This window comes from Brevibacterium linens (genome assembly GCF_003999335.1).
GTDB classification, from domain to species: domain Bacteria; phylum Actinomycetota; class Actinomycetes; order Actinomycetales; family Brevibacteriaceae; genus Brevibacterium; species Brevibacterium linens.
This window is the reverse complement of sequence record NZ_CP026734.1, coordinates 2,013,161-2,028,766: the sequence shown is the minus strand read 5'-3', so window position 1 is coordinate 2,028,766 and position 15,606 is coordinate 2,013,161. Positions and strand designations below refer to the sequence as shown.

Genomic DNA, 15,606 nt, shown 5'->3' with positions numbered 1-15,606 from the left:
TTCGTGGTCTGTCCGTCGTGCCGGCGGATCAGTGCCGCTTCGGGCCGATCAGTCGTGGCCGAAGTGGTGGCGGGGGCTGATCGATCCGATCGCCTCTCGCAGCTGCGAGAGGCCGCGAGCACGATCAAGCAGGTGCAGACGCAGCACGGGCCGACCCTTCTCGGTCAGCACTGCTGCATCTCCGGCGGCCTGGGCGCGCTGCAGCTGTGCGAAGCCGAAGTCGCGTCCCGGCACCAGCAGATCCGTGCGAGCCTCACCGGTGATCTGGAGGAACACGCCGTTGGGGTGACCGCCCTTGTGGTACTGACCGGTCGAATGCAGGTAGCGGGGTCCGAAGCCGAAGGTCGTCTGGACTCCGGCGTGTGTGGATACGAGCGGTCGCAGATCCTCGGCCTCGGCATCGGCGATCCGATCGAGGTACGCCTGGATGCCGACATACCCGTACTCGTCGACCCGGGAGAACAGCTCCTCCAGGGCTCCGACGAGATCGGTGGCCTCGTCGACGACCTCGAGGACGTCGATGTCTCCCTCACGGAACTGCGGCTGTCCTGTGGCTGCCGAGTCCGGTCCGTCGAGCAGATGCCTGGCCCGTGCCTTCGCCGCTTCCACATCGGGCTGGTCGAAGGGGTTGACCCCGATGCTGTATCCGGCGATGGCCGTGGCGTATTCCCAGAACAGGAACAGCTCGCCCAGCCCACCCGTGATGCTCGCTTCGAATCCGGACGGTGCACCCAGCTCTGAGCCTTCGGCTGCCGGCCCGAGCAGGCACAGGAGAGCGTCCGCGCGGGCGTCGGAGAACCCGATGTCGGCGGGGGAGTCGACGACGACGGGAAGGATGCCCTGACCGTCCTTGCCGAGGGATTCGGCGATGAGCTGCTCGACCCAGGCTCCGAGCCCGGCCAGCTGCCCGGATGTCTCGGCGAGGACGAGCTTCTCCGTCATCCTGGCGTGCGCGATGCTCAGCCAAGCGCCGAACCGCAGTGCCGGGTTGTCCAGGTTGTCCGCGGACAGTTCCGCGGTTGCCGCAGCGGCTTCTGCGACGATTTCGCGCACATCGGCACCGGCCAGACCTGCGGGAACGAGCCCGAAGGCCGAAAGCGCACTGAAACGTCCGCCGACAGTGGGGTCGGCGAGGAACGTCGCGAGGAAGCCCTGATCGGCGGCCAGAGCCTCGAGCTCCGTCCCCGGATCGGTGATCGCGATCATCCGGGATGCCGCATCGACGCCGATCGATTCGAAAGCCGCGGCGAAGCTGCGTCGGATCGAATCCGTCTCCACCGTGGTTCCGGACTTCGATGCGATGACGAGGACAGTGTGCTCGAGGTCGGTGCCGATCGCCTCGGCGACCTGATTCGGATCCGTCGAATCGACGATCTCGAGTCGGACACCGGCGGTCTGAGCCATCACCTCGGGAGCGAGCGAGGATCCGCCCATTCCGGCCAGGCTGATCGTGCGCAGACCCTGTTCCTGCAGTTCTGCCCGCAGGGACTCGATCTCATCGAGCAGCTCAGCAGCCTGCTGCGGAAGGTCCACCCAGCCCATCCGGTCCGCGGCATCGGCGGCTCCGTCGAACAGTTCGGCATCCTTGTCACTCAGACGGGAGGCCAGACCGGCGTCGATGAGTCGCGCGGCCTCGGCATCGAATTCCTCGCCGACGGGAGCAGAGAGTGAAAGCCTCATGAGCGCTCCAGAGCCGTCCGGATCGTGTCCTGGAGTTCGGTCCAGCTGACATCGAACTTCTCCAGGCCCTGCTCTTCGAGCACGGTCATGACCTCGGCGTAGTCGATGCCCAGTCGAGCCAGGGCGTCGAAGACCTCGTCGGCGGCACGGTAGTGCTCGGACGTGATCCGGCCGGTGACCTCACCGTGGTCGGCGAAGGCCTCCAGGGTGGGTTCGGGCATCGTGTTCACGGTGTTCGGCGCGACGAGCCCGGCCACGTACATCGTGTCGGCATAGTCGGGGTTCTTCACTCCGGTCGAGGCCCACAGCAGACGCTGCGGACGTGCACCGGCGAGTTCGAGGACCCGGAAGCGTTCGGAGGTGAACAGCTGCGAGTGGATCTCATGGGCGAGCACGCAGTTGGCGATGCCCGCCTTGCCCTTGAGCTCGACCGCCTTCGGGTCCTCGACGGAATCGAGACGGGAATCGATCTCCGAATCCACCCGGGAGACGAACACCGAGGCGACCGACCGGATCGTCGAGAGGTCGTGGCCGGCGGCGCGGGCCTTCTCCAGGCCCTGGAGGAAGGCTTCGACGACGTGGCGGTAGCGGGTCAGGGAGAACACGAGGGTGACGTTGACGCTGATCCCGGCGGCGATCGTCTCGGAGATCGCGGTCAGCCCTGCCTCGGTGGCGGGGATCTTGATCATCGCATTCGGTTCGCCGACGCGCTCCCACAGGGCCTTCGCCGAGGCGACGGTCCCTTGCGAATCGTGGGCCAGCGGGGGAGCGACCTCGATGGACACGCGACCGTCCTGACCATCCGTGGATTCGAAGACCGGACGGAACAGGCGCGCCGCCTCGGCGACATCCGCGGTGGTCAGTGCCTCGATGGCCTCATCCACATCGGCACCGGAGGCACCGAGCTCGGCGACCGCGGAATCGTAGTCGTCGGAACTGGCGATCGCGTTCGCGAAGATCGTCGGATTCGTCGTCACACCCGTGACGGAGGATTCCTCGATGAGCCGCGCGAGATCCCCGGATTCGAGTCGGGTGCGGGAGAGGTCGTCGAGCCAGATCGAGACTCCGGCCGCGCTGAGCTGCTGGAGACGTTCACTCATGCTTCCGCCTTTGCTGCGTTGATGGATTCCTTGGCTGCGTCGACGACGGCTGAGGCCGTGATGCCGAACTTCTCGTACAGGGTCTGGTAGTCCGCGGAGGCACCGAAGTGTTCGATGGACACGGCACGTCCGGCATCGCCGAGGTACTTGTGCCAGCTCATCGCCGAGGCGGCTTCGATGCTCACGCGTGCCCTCAGCGTACGCGGCAGCACCGTGGCCCGGTAGTCCTCCGGCTGTGCGTCGAACCATTCCTGGCACGGCATGGAGATCACGCGTGCGGCTGTGCCCGATGCCTGCAGAGACTCGGCGGCTTCGAGGGCGATGGCGACCTCGGAACCGCTGGCGATGATGGCTACCTCGGGCTGGTCGCCGGTATCGGTGAGCACATAGCCGCCGCGTGCGGTTTCGGAGGCGGGAGCATACTTCTCACGGTCGAGGACCGGCACGGCCTGGCGGGTGAGCACGAGTCCGCTGGGCCCGTCAGTGCGGTCGAGGATCGTCCGCCATGCGACCGCGGTTTCGTTCGCATCGGCCGGTCGGACGACGTCGAGGCCGGGGATGGCGCGCAGGGCGGAGAGGTGCTCGATCGGCTGATGGGTCGGTCCGTCCTCGCCGAGGCCGATCGAATCGTGGGTCCACACGAACAGATTCGGCAGCTGCTGGAGGGCGGCCAGACGAACGGCGGGACGCTGGTAGTCGCTGAAGACGAGGAACGTGCCGTTGTACGGGCGGGTTCCGCCGTGGAGGGCGATGCCGTTGCCGATGAGACCGGCGGAGAACTCACGGACGCCGAAGTGGATATTGCGTCCGTACTCATGTCCGGAGAAGGCGCCGGTGGATCGGTGCGCGGGCAGGAAGCTCGGCTCACCCTTGACCAGGGTGTTGTTCGAACCGGCGAGGTCGGCGGAGCCGCCCCAGAGTTCGGGCATGGTCTCGGCGATCGCGTTGAGCACCTGGCCGGAGGCCGCACGTGTGGCGATGCCCTTCTCGCTGGCCTCGAAGACCGGGAAGGCCGCATCGAGTCCGGCGGGCAGTTCGCGCTTGGACAGACGGTCGAAGAGTGCGGCGTTGTCCGGGTTGGCGCTGCGCCAATCGGCGAAGGACTTGTCCCATTCGAGGTGAGCGGCACGACCGCGGTCGAGTGCCTGACGGGTGTGGGCGAGGACCTCGTCGGCGACGGCGAAGGTCGATTCCGGGTCGAAGCCGAGGACCTCCTTGGTCGCCCGGATCTCGTCCTCGCCGAGGGCGGCACCGTGGGATCCGCCGGTGTTCTGGGCGTTGGGCGCCGGCCAGGCGATGATCGTCGACAGGCGGATGAACGACGGACGGGAATCCGCGCGAGCGGCCTCGACGGCGGCGTGGAAGGCTTCGATGTCCTCGTGGTAGTCATCACCGGCGGTGAAGTCGACGTGCTGGACGTGCCAGCCGTAGGCGGCGTAGCGGGCGGCGGTGTCCTCGCCGAAGGCGATCGCGGTGTCGTCTTCGATGGAGATCTTGTTGTCGTCCCAGATCACCAGCAGATTCGACAGCTCCTGTGTGCCGGCCAGCGAGGAGGCCTCACCGGACACGCCCTCTTCGAGGTCGCCGTCGGAGGCGAGCACGACGATGTTGTGGTCGAACGGTGAGGTGCCGGCAGCCGCCTCGGGGTCGAAGAGTCCGCGTTCGCGTCGAGCGGCCATGGCCATGCCCACGGCTGAGGCCAATCCTGAGCCGAGCGGGCCCGTGGTGATCTCGACGCCGGCGGTATGTCCGACCTCCGGATGGCCCGGTGTCAGCGAACCCCAGGTGCGCAGGGCCTTGAGGTCGTCGAGCTCGAGCCCGAATCCGGCGAGGTAGAGCTGGACGTACTGGGTGAGCGAACTGTGACCGCAGGAGAGGACGAAACGATCACGGCCGACCCAAGTCGGGTCGGCCGGGTCGTGAGTGAGTCCGTGCTGATACAGGTAGTGGGCGATGGGAGCCAGGCTCATGGCGGTGCCCGGGTGCCCGTTCCCTGTCTTCTGCACCGCATCCGCGGCGAGGAGGCGGGCAGTGTCGACTGCGCGATTGTCGAGTTCAGTCCAGGACAGAGTTGTCATGTCGTCGAGCGATCCTTCGTTCGTCTGAAGAGCGTGCATTCAAACTCTACCCGTCGGACGCTTGAAGCGCCGCCCCTGTTCACCTGCCGTGCCGACAGGGAGCGAGACATTTCGGCTACCGACGGGTAAAGTGTGGTCTCGCGCACAGCTGTGGTTCGACATTCAACAACTGCGGTGTGCCGAAGAGAGTGAGACCGGGCCGTGCCTGACTGGAGGGATGACAGGGTGAGCAAAGAGGCTGATCCCATGATCGATGCCGCCGTCGCAGACAGCGGAGACCGTCGACCCGGATGGCTGACGGGCAGGCGACCCGACCTCGCCGAGGTGGCCGAACAGACAAGAGGACTCCGTCGGCTGATTTCCCGGATCGGCACGGCGTGCCCGGTGTTCTTCGCCGTGGTGACCGTCGCCGTGTCGTCGGCGATCGCACAGCCGCTTCGTGGCGGCGTCGACATCGGACAGCTCGGGCTGTGGACGCTGGGCACTCTCGTTCTGCTCACACCCTTCGCAGCAGCGCTGGCCGTGATGCTCAATGCGCGGCGCGGCGGTCTGGTGTGGACGACCGCCCTCGTCTTTTCCGTCATCGCCGGAATCATCGGCCTGTGCGTCGATGTGAATCTCCTCCGTGCAGATCCGCAGTCGGCCTCGCTGAGCTTCGTCTCAGTGCTCGTCGTACAGGTCGTCGTGCTTGCTCCCGTGTGTGCCGCAGTGGCCTTCCTCATCCGCATCGTCAGTGACTCGACTCGCCTTCGCGCGACTGGCAAAAACTTCGACAACAGGTAGAATCTAGGGCGTGAGCAAACTTCGTCAGAACCGGGAAGAGCAGAGTGAACGACCTCTGCAGAGGGCCATCGACGAGCAGAACCTCTCCACCCGACCGCGTTCGATCATCAGCGCCTATATCGCGCTGACCAAACCGCGCGTCATCGAGCTGCTCCTCGTCACGACCGCGCCCGTGATGTTCCTGGCCGCTCAGGGAATGCCGAACATCTGGCTCGTCATCAACACGCTCATCGGCGGAGCCGCCGCTGCGGCCTCGGCCTCGGTCTTCAACTGCTACGTCGACCGCGACATCGACGCGAAGATGGAGCGGACGAAGGACCGACCCCTCGTCACCGGTGAGATCAGTCCCCGCTCTGCGCTGACCTTCGCCTTCGTGCTGGGCATCGGCTCGATCTTCTGGCTCGGCGGATTCACGAACTGGGTCACGGCGGGGCTGACCGCCTCGGCGATCCTGCTCTACGCCGTCTTCTACACCCTCGTGCTCAAGCGCCGCACCTCACAGAACATCGTCTGGGGCGGCGCCGCCGGCTGCATGCCCGTGCTCATCGGCTGGTCGGCCGTGACCGGGGGAGTCGCCTGGGAGCCCGTGCTGCTCTTCCTCGTCGTCTTCTTCTGGACCCCGCCGCACTACTGGCCGCTGGCGATCAAGTACAAGGCCGACTACGACGCCGCCGACGTGCCCATGCTGCCGTCGAAGGTTCCGCCGACGTCCGTCGGCCGGCAGATGATCCTCTACACGTGGGCGATGATCGCCTGCTCACTCGCACTCATTCCCATCGCTCCGATGGGTCCGGTCTACACGATCGTGGCCGTGGGCGCCGGAGCCTGGTTCCTGTGGTCGTGCTACTCGCTGGTCTCCCGGGCCAAGCAGGGCAAGGACGGCACGTCTCTCAAGGCGATGAAGGTCTTCCACGGGTCGATCACGTACCTGTCGCTGCTCTTCCTGGCAGTGGCCATCGACCCGTTCGTGCCCACCCTGATCCCCGGGACCTGGTGACTCGCCGAAGAACCCGCTGATCCAATCGGCCCAGTTTGAGCTGGATAGCACAGATTTGAAACAGTGCTATCCAGCTCAAGTTGGGCCGTTGTACGTCTGTGCCTTGCGCTTCGGGTCGGAACGCAAATTCTCAGCCGGCGTTCACGAGGTCGTCGATGACGATCTTCTTCATCTGCATGAGTGCCTGAGTCCGTGCCGGACCGGTCATCAGCTCGCCGAGGTTCGCGGGAATGATCTGCCAGCTGACTCCGTAGCGGTCCTTGAGCCAGCCGCACTGTTCGTGCTCGGGAGAGGCCGACAGATGTGACCAGTCGTGGTCGATCTCGGCCTGGTCGGCGCATTCGACGGTCAGTGAGATCGCTTCGTTGAACGTGAACACCAGTCCGCCGTCGAGGCAGATGAACTCTGTGCCGTCGAGGACGAACCGGCCGTTGATGACCTTCCCGCTCATCCCCGCGAAGTGGTCGTCGAGGGATTCGTCCCGATAGCGTTCGATGGAGAGGATGGAAGAGTCGGGGAAGACGGAGCAGTAGAACTCCATGGCCTCCTCGGCGCAGTCAGGAAACCACAGACACGGAACGATCGGGACTGACATCGGTGCTCCTCGGGTATGCGCTGTCGAGGACGGCAACGCTTGCCGCAATCGTAGCCGACAGGCCGACCATGTGTAGGGCCACGAGCAGCTCGGGAACACCGAGGAAGTACTGGACGTAGCCGATGACCCCCTGGGCGACCTCGACGATGAGGAGCACGGTCAGCGGAGCGACCATCGCCGTCTGCGCCTTCTTGCGCGCGACGACGAGCGCGGAGATCGTGGCGATGACGAGCAGCCATACCGGCGCGGCGTGCAGCCGGGTGACCCAGATGTTGTCGAGGTTGTTGCGGGTCGAGATCGTCGAACCCGAATGGGGCCCGGCCCCGGTGGTGAGCACGCCGAAGATCACGATGACCGCGGTGAGACCGAGGATGATCCAGCCCAAAGTCGGCAGCGGAGCCGGGGCCTTGGTGCCCAGGCGCACGCCGGTGTCGTAGGTGCGGCGGACGAAGTAGGCGGCGACGCCGACGGCGACGGCCGAGGGGACGAAGTGTCCGGCGACGACCCAGGGATTGAGCTTCGTCCATACGGTGATTCCGCCGACGACGGCCTGGACGGGAACGATGGCCAGCAGTCCGATATTGAGCCAGAACAGATCCGGGCGCTGCTTCCGACTCTTCCACAGCATGAGCGCAATGCACACGCCGAGGAGCGCCAACGCCACGGCCAGCAGGCGGTTGCCGAACTCGATGGCGCCGTGGATGCCCATCTCGCTGGTGGCCACGAGCGAATCTGGGGTGCACTTCGGCCAGTCAGAACAGCCGAGGCCCGAGCCGGTGAGCCGGACGATTCCGCCGGTCAGGATGATCCCTGCCTGGGCGATGAGCATGGCCCAAGCGGCGATGCGGATCTTCTTCGTGACCACTTCACTCCTCATTCGAAACGGAACCACCTGCGTGCCGCAAGCGTTCCCACAAGCCCCCATACCAGGAGCACGATGATTGCCTTGATGTCTGTGCCGCCGGCTCCGATGGCGGACCGCATGGCGTCGCCGAGCGCACCGGAGGGCAGGTAGCCCACAACTGTTCCCCATTCTCCCGGATGTGCGATGACGAGGCCACCGACACCAGCCATGAGCACCCAGATGAGGTTCGTGGCCGCCAGGGTCGCCTCGGCGCGGACGGTGCCTGCCATGAGCAGACCGAGCGAGAGCAGCGAGGCGGTGCCCAGCAGTGTGGCCAGGATGAGCCCGAGGACGTCGACGGGACCGCGGAAGCCGAGAACCGCCGCCGTGGCGAAGACGAGCGCGTACTGGATGAGGACGACGACGATGACGGCGCCGAGTTTGCCGAGGATGAGTCCGTTCGTGCCCAGCGGAGTCGTCGCCAGCTGCCGCAGCACTCCGTAACGGCGGTCGAAGGCGGTCGCGATCGCCTGACCGGTGAATGCGCTGGAGGCCAGGCTCAGGCTCAGCGCTCCGGGGACGGCGATCGACAGCGGGTCGGCCCCGGCGTCGATGACTCCGAGGCCGGTGAGCAGGGGAGTCTTCGCGAGGAAGACGAGCAGACCCAGAGGGAAGATGACCGAGAGCAGCAGCTGTTCGCCATTGCGCAGAACGGACAGGGTCTCGAACTTCGCCTGCGAGACGATGCGTGCGGCGGTCATCGCAGCGGCCTCCCGGTCAGCTCGAAGAACACATCGGACAGGGACTGTCTCTGCATGCCGATGTCCGTGATCTGGCCCCCCGCCTCGGCGATGGCTGTGCACGCGGCCGCGATCTGGCTCGCCGTCGGTGCTCCGTCGATGATGATCAGGGAGCCCTGCGCCGAGGCGGGACCGAGCCCGGTGAGTCGATCGACGAGATTCGCGGGGACGGGGGAGTCGAGCCGGATCGTCAGCGCCCGCGACCCGGCGGAGGCGCTGCGCAGCTCCTCGGGCGCTCCCTGGGCGATGATCCGTCCGCGATCGATGACGACGACCTCGTCGGAGAGCTCCTCGGCCTCGGTCAGGTCGTGGGTGGTGAGGACGACAGCGACCCCACTGTCGGCGAGATCTCGGATGAAGCTGTGGACGACCTCACGAGCCTGGGGGTCGAGGCCGGCGCAGGGTTCGTCGAGGAAGACCAGGCGGGGCCGACCGATGAGGGCTGCAGCCAGCGCCACCCGCTGCTTCTGTCCGCCCGAGAGTCGGCGCATCGTGCGACCCGCGAAGTCGTGGAGGCCCAGGGGTTCGGCGAGTTCGTCGACCGGCAGAGGGTTCTCATAGAGGGAGGAGAGATGGCGAAGCACCTGCAGCGGCTTCGAGCTCATCGGCAGTCCGCCGTCTTGGAGCATCACCCCGGCCAGCTGCGAGGTCGTGGCGTGGGCGGTGACGGGGTCGTGGCCGAAGATCTGCACCGTGCCCGCATCGGGACGGCGGGTGCCCACTGCCAGGGAGATGGTCGTGGATTTCCCCGCGCCATTGGGTCCGAGGACGCCGAGAACGGATCCGGACTCGGCCGTGAGGTCGATTCCGTCGACGACACGGTGGGAGCCGTAGGAGTATTGGAGACCGCGGATGGTCAGGGCCGGAGATGACACCAGGCTATTCTACGACGCGTCGAAACGGGTGTCGAAACCGCAGGCGTCCGCGCGCGACGCGAGCGGTGGTTAGGCTCACCTAGTTTTACGAAACAAATTACGCAACAATATTGTTGTGTTAGTCAAGGAGGTGGATTATGGCTGCAAACGACACGGAAGATCGCCGCACCCGGCAGAAGGTCTTCCAGTCGGTGCTCGACGAAGGGCCGATCACTGCTTCGTCTTTGGCCAAAGCCCTTGAGCTGACTCCCGCGGCGATCCGTCGTCACCTGGACGCACTGGAGAGCGAGGGCCTCATCGAGGTCCGTGAACTCGCCGGCAAACAGGCGGGCAGGGGCCGACCGGCCCGGCACTATGTGGTCACGACGGCCGGACACGATTCGGTCAGTCATTCCTACGACGAGTTGGCCGTGAACATCCTGCGCTTCATGGAGGACAAGCACGGCAAGTCGGCTGTGGAGGACTTCACCGAAGACCTCGTCGGCCGTCTGCGGGACCGCCTCGGACCGGAACTCGACAAGCGCGGCGGCACCACAGTGGCGTCACGCTCACGCGCTCTCGCCGCAGCGCTGACACGGGAAGGGTACGCCGCCTCGGCGACACCGGTTGCGGCCGGGACCCCGTTGGAGGCGATGCAGCTGTGCCAGGGGCACTGCCCGATCCAGGCCGTGGCGGCGGAGTACCCGGAGATCTGCGAAGCGGAACTCGCGATGTTCTCCGACTACCTCGGCGTCGACGTACGCCGGCTGTCCTCGTTGGCGCAGGGCGACCATGTGTGCACCACCCACATTCCGACTTCGGAACTGACCAGACCACTCATCCACAGCAATGATCGACCTCAAGGAGGTTCACGATGACTGACACAGGAAATCGGATCATCGATGCGAATCCCGAGCTCAAAGACCTCGGGCAGTACGCATACGGTTGGCACGACGAGAACGACGCCGGCGCGACCGCGACCCGCGGCCTGAGCGAGGAAGTCGTCCGCAACATCTCGAAGCTCAAGGACGAACCGGAGTGGATGCTCAAGCGTCGGCTCAAGGCTCTGCGTCTGTTCGACAAGAAGCCGATGCCGAACTGGGGTGCCGACCTCACCGGAATCGACTTCGCCGACATCAAGTACTTCGTCCGCTCCACCGAGGGCCAGGCGACGTCCTGGGAAGACCTGCCCGAGGACATCCGCAACACCTATGACAAGCTCGGCATCCCCGAGGCGGAGAAGCAGCGCCTCGTCGCCGGTGTCGCCGCACAGTACGAGTCCGAGGTCGTCTACCACCAGATCAACGAAGAGCTCGAGGCTCAGGGCGTCATCTTCATGGACACGGACACCGGCCTGCGCGAGCACCCGGAGATCTTCGAAGAGTACTTCGGGTCGATCATTCCCTCCGGCGACAACAAGTTCGCCGCACTCAACACCGCCGTCTGGTCCGGCGGCTCGTTCGTCTACGTCCCCAAGGGCGTCCACGTCGAGATCCCGCTGCAGGCCTACTTCCGCATCAACACGGAGAACATGGGCCAGTTCGAGCGCACGCTCATCATCGCCGACGAGGGTTCCTCGGTCCACTACGTCGAGGGCTGCACCGCTCCGATCTACAAGACCGACTCGCTGCACTCGGCCGTCGTCGAGATCATCGCGAAGAAGGATGCGAAGGTCCGCTACACGACGATCCAGAACTGGTCGAACAACGTGTACAACCTCGTCACCAAGCGCGCCATTGCCGAAGAGGGCGCCTCCATGGAATGGGTCGACGGCAACATCGGCTCGAAGGTGACCATGAAGTACCCGGCCATCTGGCTCACCGGTGAGCACGCCCGCGGTGAGACGCTGTCCGTGGCCTTCGCCGGCGAGGGACAGCACCAGGACACCGGCGCGAAGATGATCCACGCTGCTCCGCACACCCATTCGTCGATCGTGTCGAAGTCCGTGGCCCGCGGCGGCGGCCGTGCCGGCTACCGCGGACTCGTCCACGTGCACCCGGGCGCCGAAGGCTCGTCGAACAACGTCCTCTGCGACGCCCTGCTCGTCGACAACGTCTCCCGTTCGGACACGTACCCCTACATCGACATCCGCGAAGACGACGTCACACTCGGCCATGAGGCCACCGTGTCGAAGGTCAGTGAGGATCAGCTCTTCTATCTCATGTCCCGCGGAATGGAGGAGACCGAGGCGATGGCGATGATCGTGCGCGGCTTCGTCGAGCCCATCGCACGCGAGCTCCCGATGGAGTACGCCCTCGAACTCAACCGCCTCATCGAACTGCAGATGGAAGGCGCGGTCGGCTGAGACCCGACCCAGCGCCCACTGCACTCAAAGGAGTAAATCTGTGACTGATACCACCAATCCGCTTGGCCTTTCGGAGCACTCGCACGGTTCCGAGGTCCAGGTGCCCGATTCGAAGCGCGATGCGCGCACACGCAGCTTCGATGTCGCCGACTTCCCCGTGCCCACCGGCCGGGAGGAGGAATGGCGCTTCTCTCCCGTCCGCAAGTTCAGCGAGTTCTTCGAGGACACCGCCACCGAGGCGACGCTGAAGTTCGAGTCGGATCTGCCCGCGGGCCTGTCCGTCGAGGAGATCTCGCTCGAGTCGGCTCAGGAACTGGGCATCCTCGAACCCGAGGACCGCGCCGCGGCCGTCGCCGCCAACCGCGCTTCCGCGGTGACGCACTATTCGATCCCCGCGGACACCGAACTCGACCGGGCCGCGATCATCCACGCCGACGGCACCGGTGAGGCACTCGGCCACGGCCATGTCGTCATCACGGTCGGAGCGAACTCGAAGGCGACCATCGTCGTCGAACACGAGGGACTGGCCCGGTACTCCGAGCTCGTCTCCCTCGTCATCGGCGATGGTGCGGACGTGACCTTCGTATCGCTGCAGCTGTGGGACGACGGCTCTCAGCACCTCGGTCAGCACGATGCGATCGTGGGCAAGGACGCGAAGTTCAAGCACATCCACATCACCCTCGGCGGCGACGTGGTGCGCCTGAACACGAACGTGCGCTACTCGGCAGCCGGGGGAGAGGCCGAACTGCTCGGACTCTACTTCGCCGATGCCGGTCAGCACCTCGAGCACCGCACCTACATCGACCACAACACGCCGAAGGCCCAGTCGAACGTCCACTACAAGGGCGCTCTGCAGGGCAAGGACGCGCGCAGCGTGTGGATCGGCGATGTGCTCATCCGTCCCGAAGCTCTCGACATCGACACCTACGAGCTCAACCGGAACCTCATCCTCACCGATGGCGCCCGGGCCGACTCGGTGCCGAACCTCGAGATCGAGACCGGCGACATCGCCGGTGCCGGTCACGCCTCCTCGGTGGGACGCTTCGATGAGGAGCACCTGTTCTACCTGATGAGCCGCGGCATCCCCGAGGACGTCGCCCGTCAGCTCGTGGTCCGCGGATTCTTCAACGAAGTGATCCAGAAGATCCAGGTCCCCGAGATCGAGGACGTGCTCAACGAACGCATCGAAGACGAACTGTCCCGGAGCGTTCTGTGACCATGATCGACGTGGCGGCCACCGACGAGGTGGCTCCCGGCGGCACCATGCGCATCGAGGTCGGCGAGTACGAGATCTGCATCGCTCGCGACTCCGACGGCACGATCCACGCCATCGACGACCTGTGCACCCACGGTGAGGTGTCGTTGGCCGAAGGAGACGTCGAGGACTGCACCATCGAATGCTGGCTGCACGGCTCGCAGTTCGACCTGACGACCGGCAAGCCGGTGAATCCGCCGGCGTTCGAACCCGTCGCGGTCTATGACTGCAAAGAGATCGCCGGCCGCATCCTCGTCGACCCGAACACCACCCTGAACTGACCTCAAGACCGAAGAAGAAGGATCATTATGTCCACTCTCACAATCGAAGACCTGCACGTCGGTGTTAACACCGATACCGGTCTCAAGCCCATCCTCAACGGCATCAACCTCGTCATCAACACGAACGAGACCCACGCCATCATGGGCCCCAACGGCTCCGGCAAGTCGACCCTGGCCTACGCCCTGGCCGGCCACCCCAAGTACGAAGTGACCTCCGGTTCGGTCACCCTCGACGGTGAGGACGTCCTCGAGATGTCCGTCGACGAGCGTGCCAAGGCCGGACTGTTCCTGGCCATGCAGTATCCCGTCGAGGTTCCCGGCGTGACCGTGACGAACTTCCTCCGTTCGGCCAAGACCGCCATCGACGGTGAAGCTCCGAAGCTGCGCAACTGGACCAAGGACCTCAAGCAGGCCATGGAGAACCTCCGCGTCGATCCCGCCTTCGCTTCGCGCAACGTCAACGAAGGCTTCTCCGGCGGTGAGAAGAAGCGGCACGAGATCCTGCAGCTCGAGATGCTCAAGCCCAAGTTCGCCGTCCTCGACGAAACCGACTCCGGCCTCGACGTCGACGCCCTGCGCATCGTGTCCGAAGGCGTCAACCGCGTCAAGGACGTCACCGACGTCGGCATCATGCTCATCACCCACTACACGCGCATCCTCAACTACATCAAGCCCGATCACGTCCACGTGATCATCGAGGGCAAGGTGGCCGAGGAAGGCGGACCGGAACTGGCCGAACGCCTCGAGAACGAAGGCTACGACCGCTTCTTCCAGAAGGCCTGATGTTCTCACGTCTGAGGGGCGACTTCCCGATCCTCGATGTGAGGGTGGGGGAGTCGCCGCTGTCGTATCTCGACTCGGGCGCGACATCGCAGAAGCCGCAGTGCGTCATCGACACCTTCGTCGAGTACTTCGGCCAGCGCAACGCCGCCGTCCACCGGGGCGCACACTCCCTGGCCGTCGAGGCCACGGACGCCTTCGAGAACGGTCGGATCGCGGCTGCCGGACTCGTCGGCGGGACACCGGAGCAGGTGTGCTGGACGAAGAACGCCACCGAGGCGCTCAACATCGTGGCTCTGGGCATGGATCGGGCCAGCCACGGCTTCGGGGGAGACGACGCAGAGCGCTTCGCTCTCGTCCCCGGTGACTCGATCGTCGTCACCGAGATGGAACATCACGCGAATCTCGTGCCGTGGCAGCAGCTGGCCGCCTCCACGGGAGCACAGCTGCGCTGGCTGCCGGTCACCGATTCCGGTGAACTCGATCTGACCGACCTCGACGCGATCGTCGACGAATCGACGAAGGTGCTTGCGTTCACGCACGTCTCCAACGTCCTCGGCACGATCAACCCGGTCGACCGCCTCGTCGAACGGGCCCGCGCCGTCGGAGCCTACGTCGTGCTCGACGCCTGCCAGTCCGTACCGCATATGCCCGTGGACTTCGTCGACCTCGACGTCGATTTCGCCGCGTTCTCCGCGCACAAGGCGCTCGGACCCACTGGTCTGGGTGCGCTGTGGGGCAAGCCGGAGCTGATCGACGCTCTGCCGCCGGTGCTCACTGGCGGATCCATGATCACCACGGTGACTATGGAGGAGACCGAGTTCATGCCCGCTCCGCAGCGGTTCGAGGCCGGCACTCAGCCGGTCGCCGAGGTGGCGGCCTTCGCGACCGCGATCGGCTACCTCACCGAGGTGGGGCTGGACAATGTTCTCGAGCACGAGAAGGAGCTCGCCCGCGTCCTCCTCGACGGGATCGGCCAGATCCCCGGAATCCGCATCCTCGGCGAGGCCGAGGACCGGATCGGGACGGTGGCCTTCGACGTCGACGGCGTGCACGCCCACGATGTCGGACAGTATCTCGACTCGCAGGGCATCGCCGTGCGGGTGGGCCACCACTGCGCCCAGCCGCTGCACCGCCGCTTCGGGGTCACCGCCTCGACGCGGGCGAGCACGTATCTGTACAACAACGTCGAAGACTGCACCCGCTTCCTTTCTGCTCTGGCGGAAGTGCGGCCCTTCTTCGGAGTCGCCTGAG

15 protein-coding genes are annotated in these 15,606 nt (G+C 65.6%); 8 read left to right on the top strand and 7 right to left on the bottom strand.

The features are described 5' to 3' along the window. Positions 1–48 precede the first annotated feature (48 nt). The 3 genes from CXR29_RS09300 to tkt are packed head-to-tail and all read right to left on the bottom strand — an operon-like array spanning position 49 to position 4,858. Positions 49–1,680: a glucose-6-phosphate isomerase gene (locus CXR29_RS09300; RefSeq protein ID WP_101593459.1), complete on the bottom strand. Its 1,632-nt coding sequence runs from the start codon at positions 1,678–1,680 to the stop codon at positions 49–51. Beyond that, on the bottom strand, positions 1,677–2,780 hold the full coding sequence (tal, locus tag CXR29_RS09295) for a transaldolase (protein ID WP_127364387.1): 1,104 nt from the start codon (positions 2,778–2,780) through the stop codon (positions 1,677–1,679). Before tal ends, CXR29_RS09300 begins: the two co-directional genes overlap by 4 nt. Then, positions 2,777–4,858: a transketolase gene (gene tkt, locus CXR29_RS09290; protein WP_025778435.1), complete on the bottom strand. Its 2,082-nt coding sequence runs from the start codon at positions 4,856–4,858 to the stop codon at positions 2,777–2,779. Before tkt ends, tal begins: the two co-directional genes overlap by 4 nt. 246 nt (positions 4,859–5,104) lie before the next feature. Here tkt and CXR29_RS09285 point away from each other — a divergent pair, with 246 nt between their 5' ends. Both CXR29_RS09285 and CXR29_RS09280 read left to right on the top strand, forming a co-directional pair. Then, positions 5,105–5,641: a hypothetical protein gene (locus CXR29_RS09285; protein ID WP_101553517.1), complete on the top strand. Its 537-nt coding sequence runs from the start codon at positions 5,105–5,107 to the stop codon at positions 5,639–5,641. A 10-nt stretch (positions 5,642–5,651) separates the two neighbouring features. Beyond that, positions 5,652–6,638, top strand: coding sequence for a heme o synthase (locus CXR29_RS09280; RefSeq protein WP_101553518.1), 987 nt, complete (start codon positions 5,652–5,654; stop codon positions 6,636–6,638). Between the two features lie 130 nt (positions 6,639–6,768). Here CXR29_RS09280 and CXR29_RS09275 read toward each other — a convergent pair whose 3' ends face one another. The 4 genes from CXR29_RS09275 to CXR29_RS09260 are packed head-to-tail and all read right to left on the bottom strand — an operon-like array spanning position 6,769 to position 9,752. Then, complete coding sequence (locus CXR29_RS09275; protein ID WP_241241395.1) at positions 6,769–7,179, bottom strand: VOC family protein; 411 nt, start codon at positions 7,177–7,179, stop codon at positions 6,769–6,771. A 16-nt stretch (positions 7,180–7,195) separates the two neighbouring features. Then, positions 7,196–8,098 carry a COX15/CtaA family protein gene (locus CXR29_RS09270; RefSeq protein WP_241241394.1) on the bottom strand — a complete coding sequence of 301 codons (903 nt, stop codon included), beginning with the start codon at positions 8,096–8,098 and terminating at the stop codon, positions 7,196–7,198. Between the two features lie 8 nt (positions 8,099–8,106). Continuing rightward, positions 8,107–8,838, bottom strand: a complete 732-nt coding sequence (locus tag CXR29_RS09265) for an ABC transporter permease (protein WP_101553521.1) — start codon at positions 8,836–8,838, stop codon at positions 8,107–8,109. Next, on the bottom strand, positions 8,835–9,752 hold the full coding sequence (locus CXR29_RS09260) for an ABC transporter ATP-binding protein (RefSeq protein WP_127364385.1): 918 nt from the start codon (positions 9,750–9,752) through the stop codon (positions 8,835–8,837). Before CXR29_RS09260 ends, CXR29_RS09265 begins: the two co-directional genes overlap by 4 nt. Before the next feature lie 137 nt (positions 9,753–9,889). On the opposite strand from CXR29_RS09260, the gene CXR29_RS09255 reads away from it, so the two are divergent. Genes CXR29_RS09255 through CXR29_RS09230 form a run of 6 tightly spaced genes read left to right on the top strand, consistent with a single transcriptional unit; the run spans position 9,890 to position 15,605 of the window. Next, positions 9,890–10,609, top strand: coding sequence for a helix-turn-helix transcriptional regulator (locus CXR29_RS09255; RefSeq protein WP_127364384.1), 720 nt, complete (start codon positions 9,890–9,892; stop codon positions 10,607–10,609). Further along, complete coding sequence (sufB, locus tag CXR29_RS09250; protein ID WP_127364383.1) at positions 10,606–12,036, top strand: Fe-S cluster assembly protein SufB; 1,431 nt, start codon at positions 10,606–10,608, stop codon at positions 12,034–12,036. The genes CXR29_RS09255 and sufB overlap by 4 nt, the downstream gene beginning before the upstream one ends. 40 nt (positions 12,037–12,076) lie before the next feature. After that, on the top strand, positions 12,077–13,252 hold the full coding sequence (gene sufD / locus CXR29_RS09245) for a Fe-S cluster assembly protein SufD (protein ID WP_101553525.1): 1,176 nt from the start codon (positions 12,077–12,079) through the stop codon (positions 13,250–13,252). Further along, positions 13,249–13,572 (top strand): non-heme iron oxygenase ferredoxin subunit, encoded by a 324-nt coding sequence (locus CXR29_RS09240; RefSeq protein WP_101553526.1) that lies wholly within the window; start codon positions 13,249–13,251, stop codon positions 13,570–13,572. The genes sufD and CXR29_RS09240 overlap by 4 nt, the downstream gene beginning before the upstream one ends. A gap of 27 nt (positions 13,573–13,599) precedes the next feature. Beyond that, positions 13,600–14,355, top strand: a complete 756-nt coding sequence (sufC, locus tag CXR29_RS09235) for a Fe-S cluster assembly ATPase SufC (protein ID WP_127364382.1) — start codon at positions 13,600–13,602, stop codon at positions 14,353–14,355. Then, positions 14,355–15,605 (top strand): SufS family cysteine desulfurase, encoded by a 1,251-nt coding sequence (locus CXR29_RS09230; protein ID WP_127364381.1) that lies wholly within the window; start codon positions 14,355–14,357, stop codon positions 15,603–15,605. The genes sufC and CXR29_RS09230 overlap by 1 nt, the downstream gene beginning before the upstream one ends. The last annotated feature ends 1 nt before the right edge of the window (position 15,606 follow it).

What these genes read in the sequence shown, in the direction of transcription:
- CXR29_RS09230 (WP_127364381.1), top strand. Translation starts at nt 14,355, where the DNA reads ATGTTCTCACGTCTGAGGGGCGACTTCCCGATCCTCGATGTGAGGGTG.
- tal (WP_127364387.1), bottom strand. Translation starts at nt 2,780, where the DNA reads ATGAGTGAACGTCTCCAGCAGCTCAGCGCGGCCGGAGTCTCGATCTGG.
- sufB (WP_127364383.1), top strand. Translation starts at nt 10,606, where the DNA reads ATGACTGACACAGGAAATCGGATCATCGATGCGAATCCCGAGCTCAAA.
- CXR29_RS09255 (WP_127364384.1), top strand. Translation starts at nt 9,890, where the DNA reads ATGGCTGCAAACGACACGGAAGATCGCCGCACCCGGCAGAAGGTCTTC.
- CXR29_RS09275 (WP_241241395.1), bottom strand. Translation starts at nt 7,179, where the DNA reads ATGGAGTTCTACTGCTCCGTCTTCCCCGACTCTTCCATCCTCTCCATC.
- tkt (WP_025778435.1), bottom strand. Translation starts at nt 4,858, where the DNA reads ATGACAACTCTGTCCTGGACTGAACTCGACAATCGCGCAGTCGACACT.
- sufC (WP_127364382.1), top strand. Translation starts at nt 13,600, where the DNA reads ATGTCCACTCTCACAATCGAAGACCTGCACGTCGGTGTTAACACCGAT.
- CXR29_RS09265 (WP_101553521.1), bottom strand. Translation starts at nt 8,838, where the DNA reads ATGACCGCCGCACGCATCGTCTCGCAGGCGAAGTTCGAGACCCTGTCC.
- CXR29_RS09300 (WP_101593459.1), bottom strand. Translation starts at nt 1,680, where the DNA reads ATGAGGCTTTCACTCTCTGCTCCCGTCGGCGAGGAATTCGATGCCGAG.
- CXR29_RS09285 (WP_101553517.1), top strand. Translation starts at nt 5,105, where the DNA reads ATGATCGATGCCGCCGTCGCAGACAGCGGAGACCGTCGACCCGGATGG.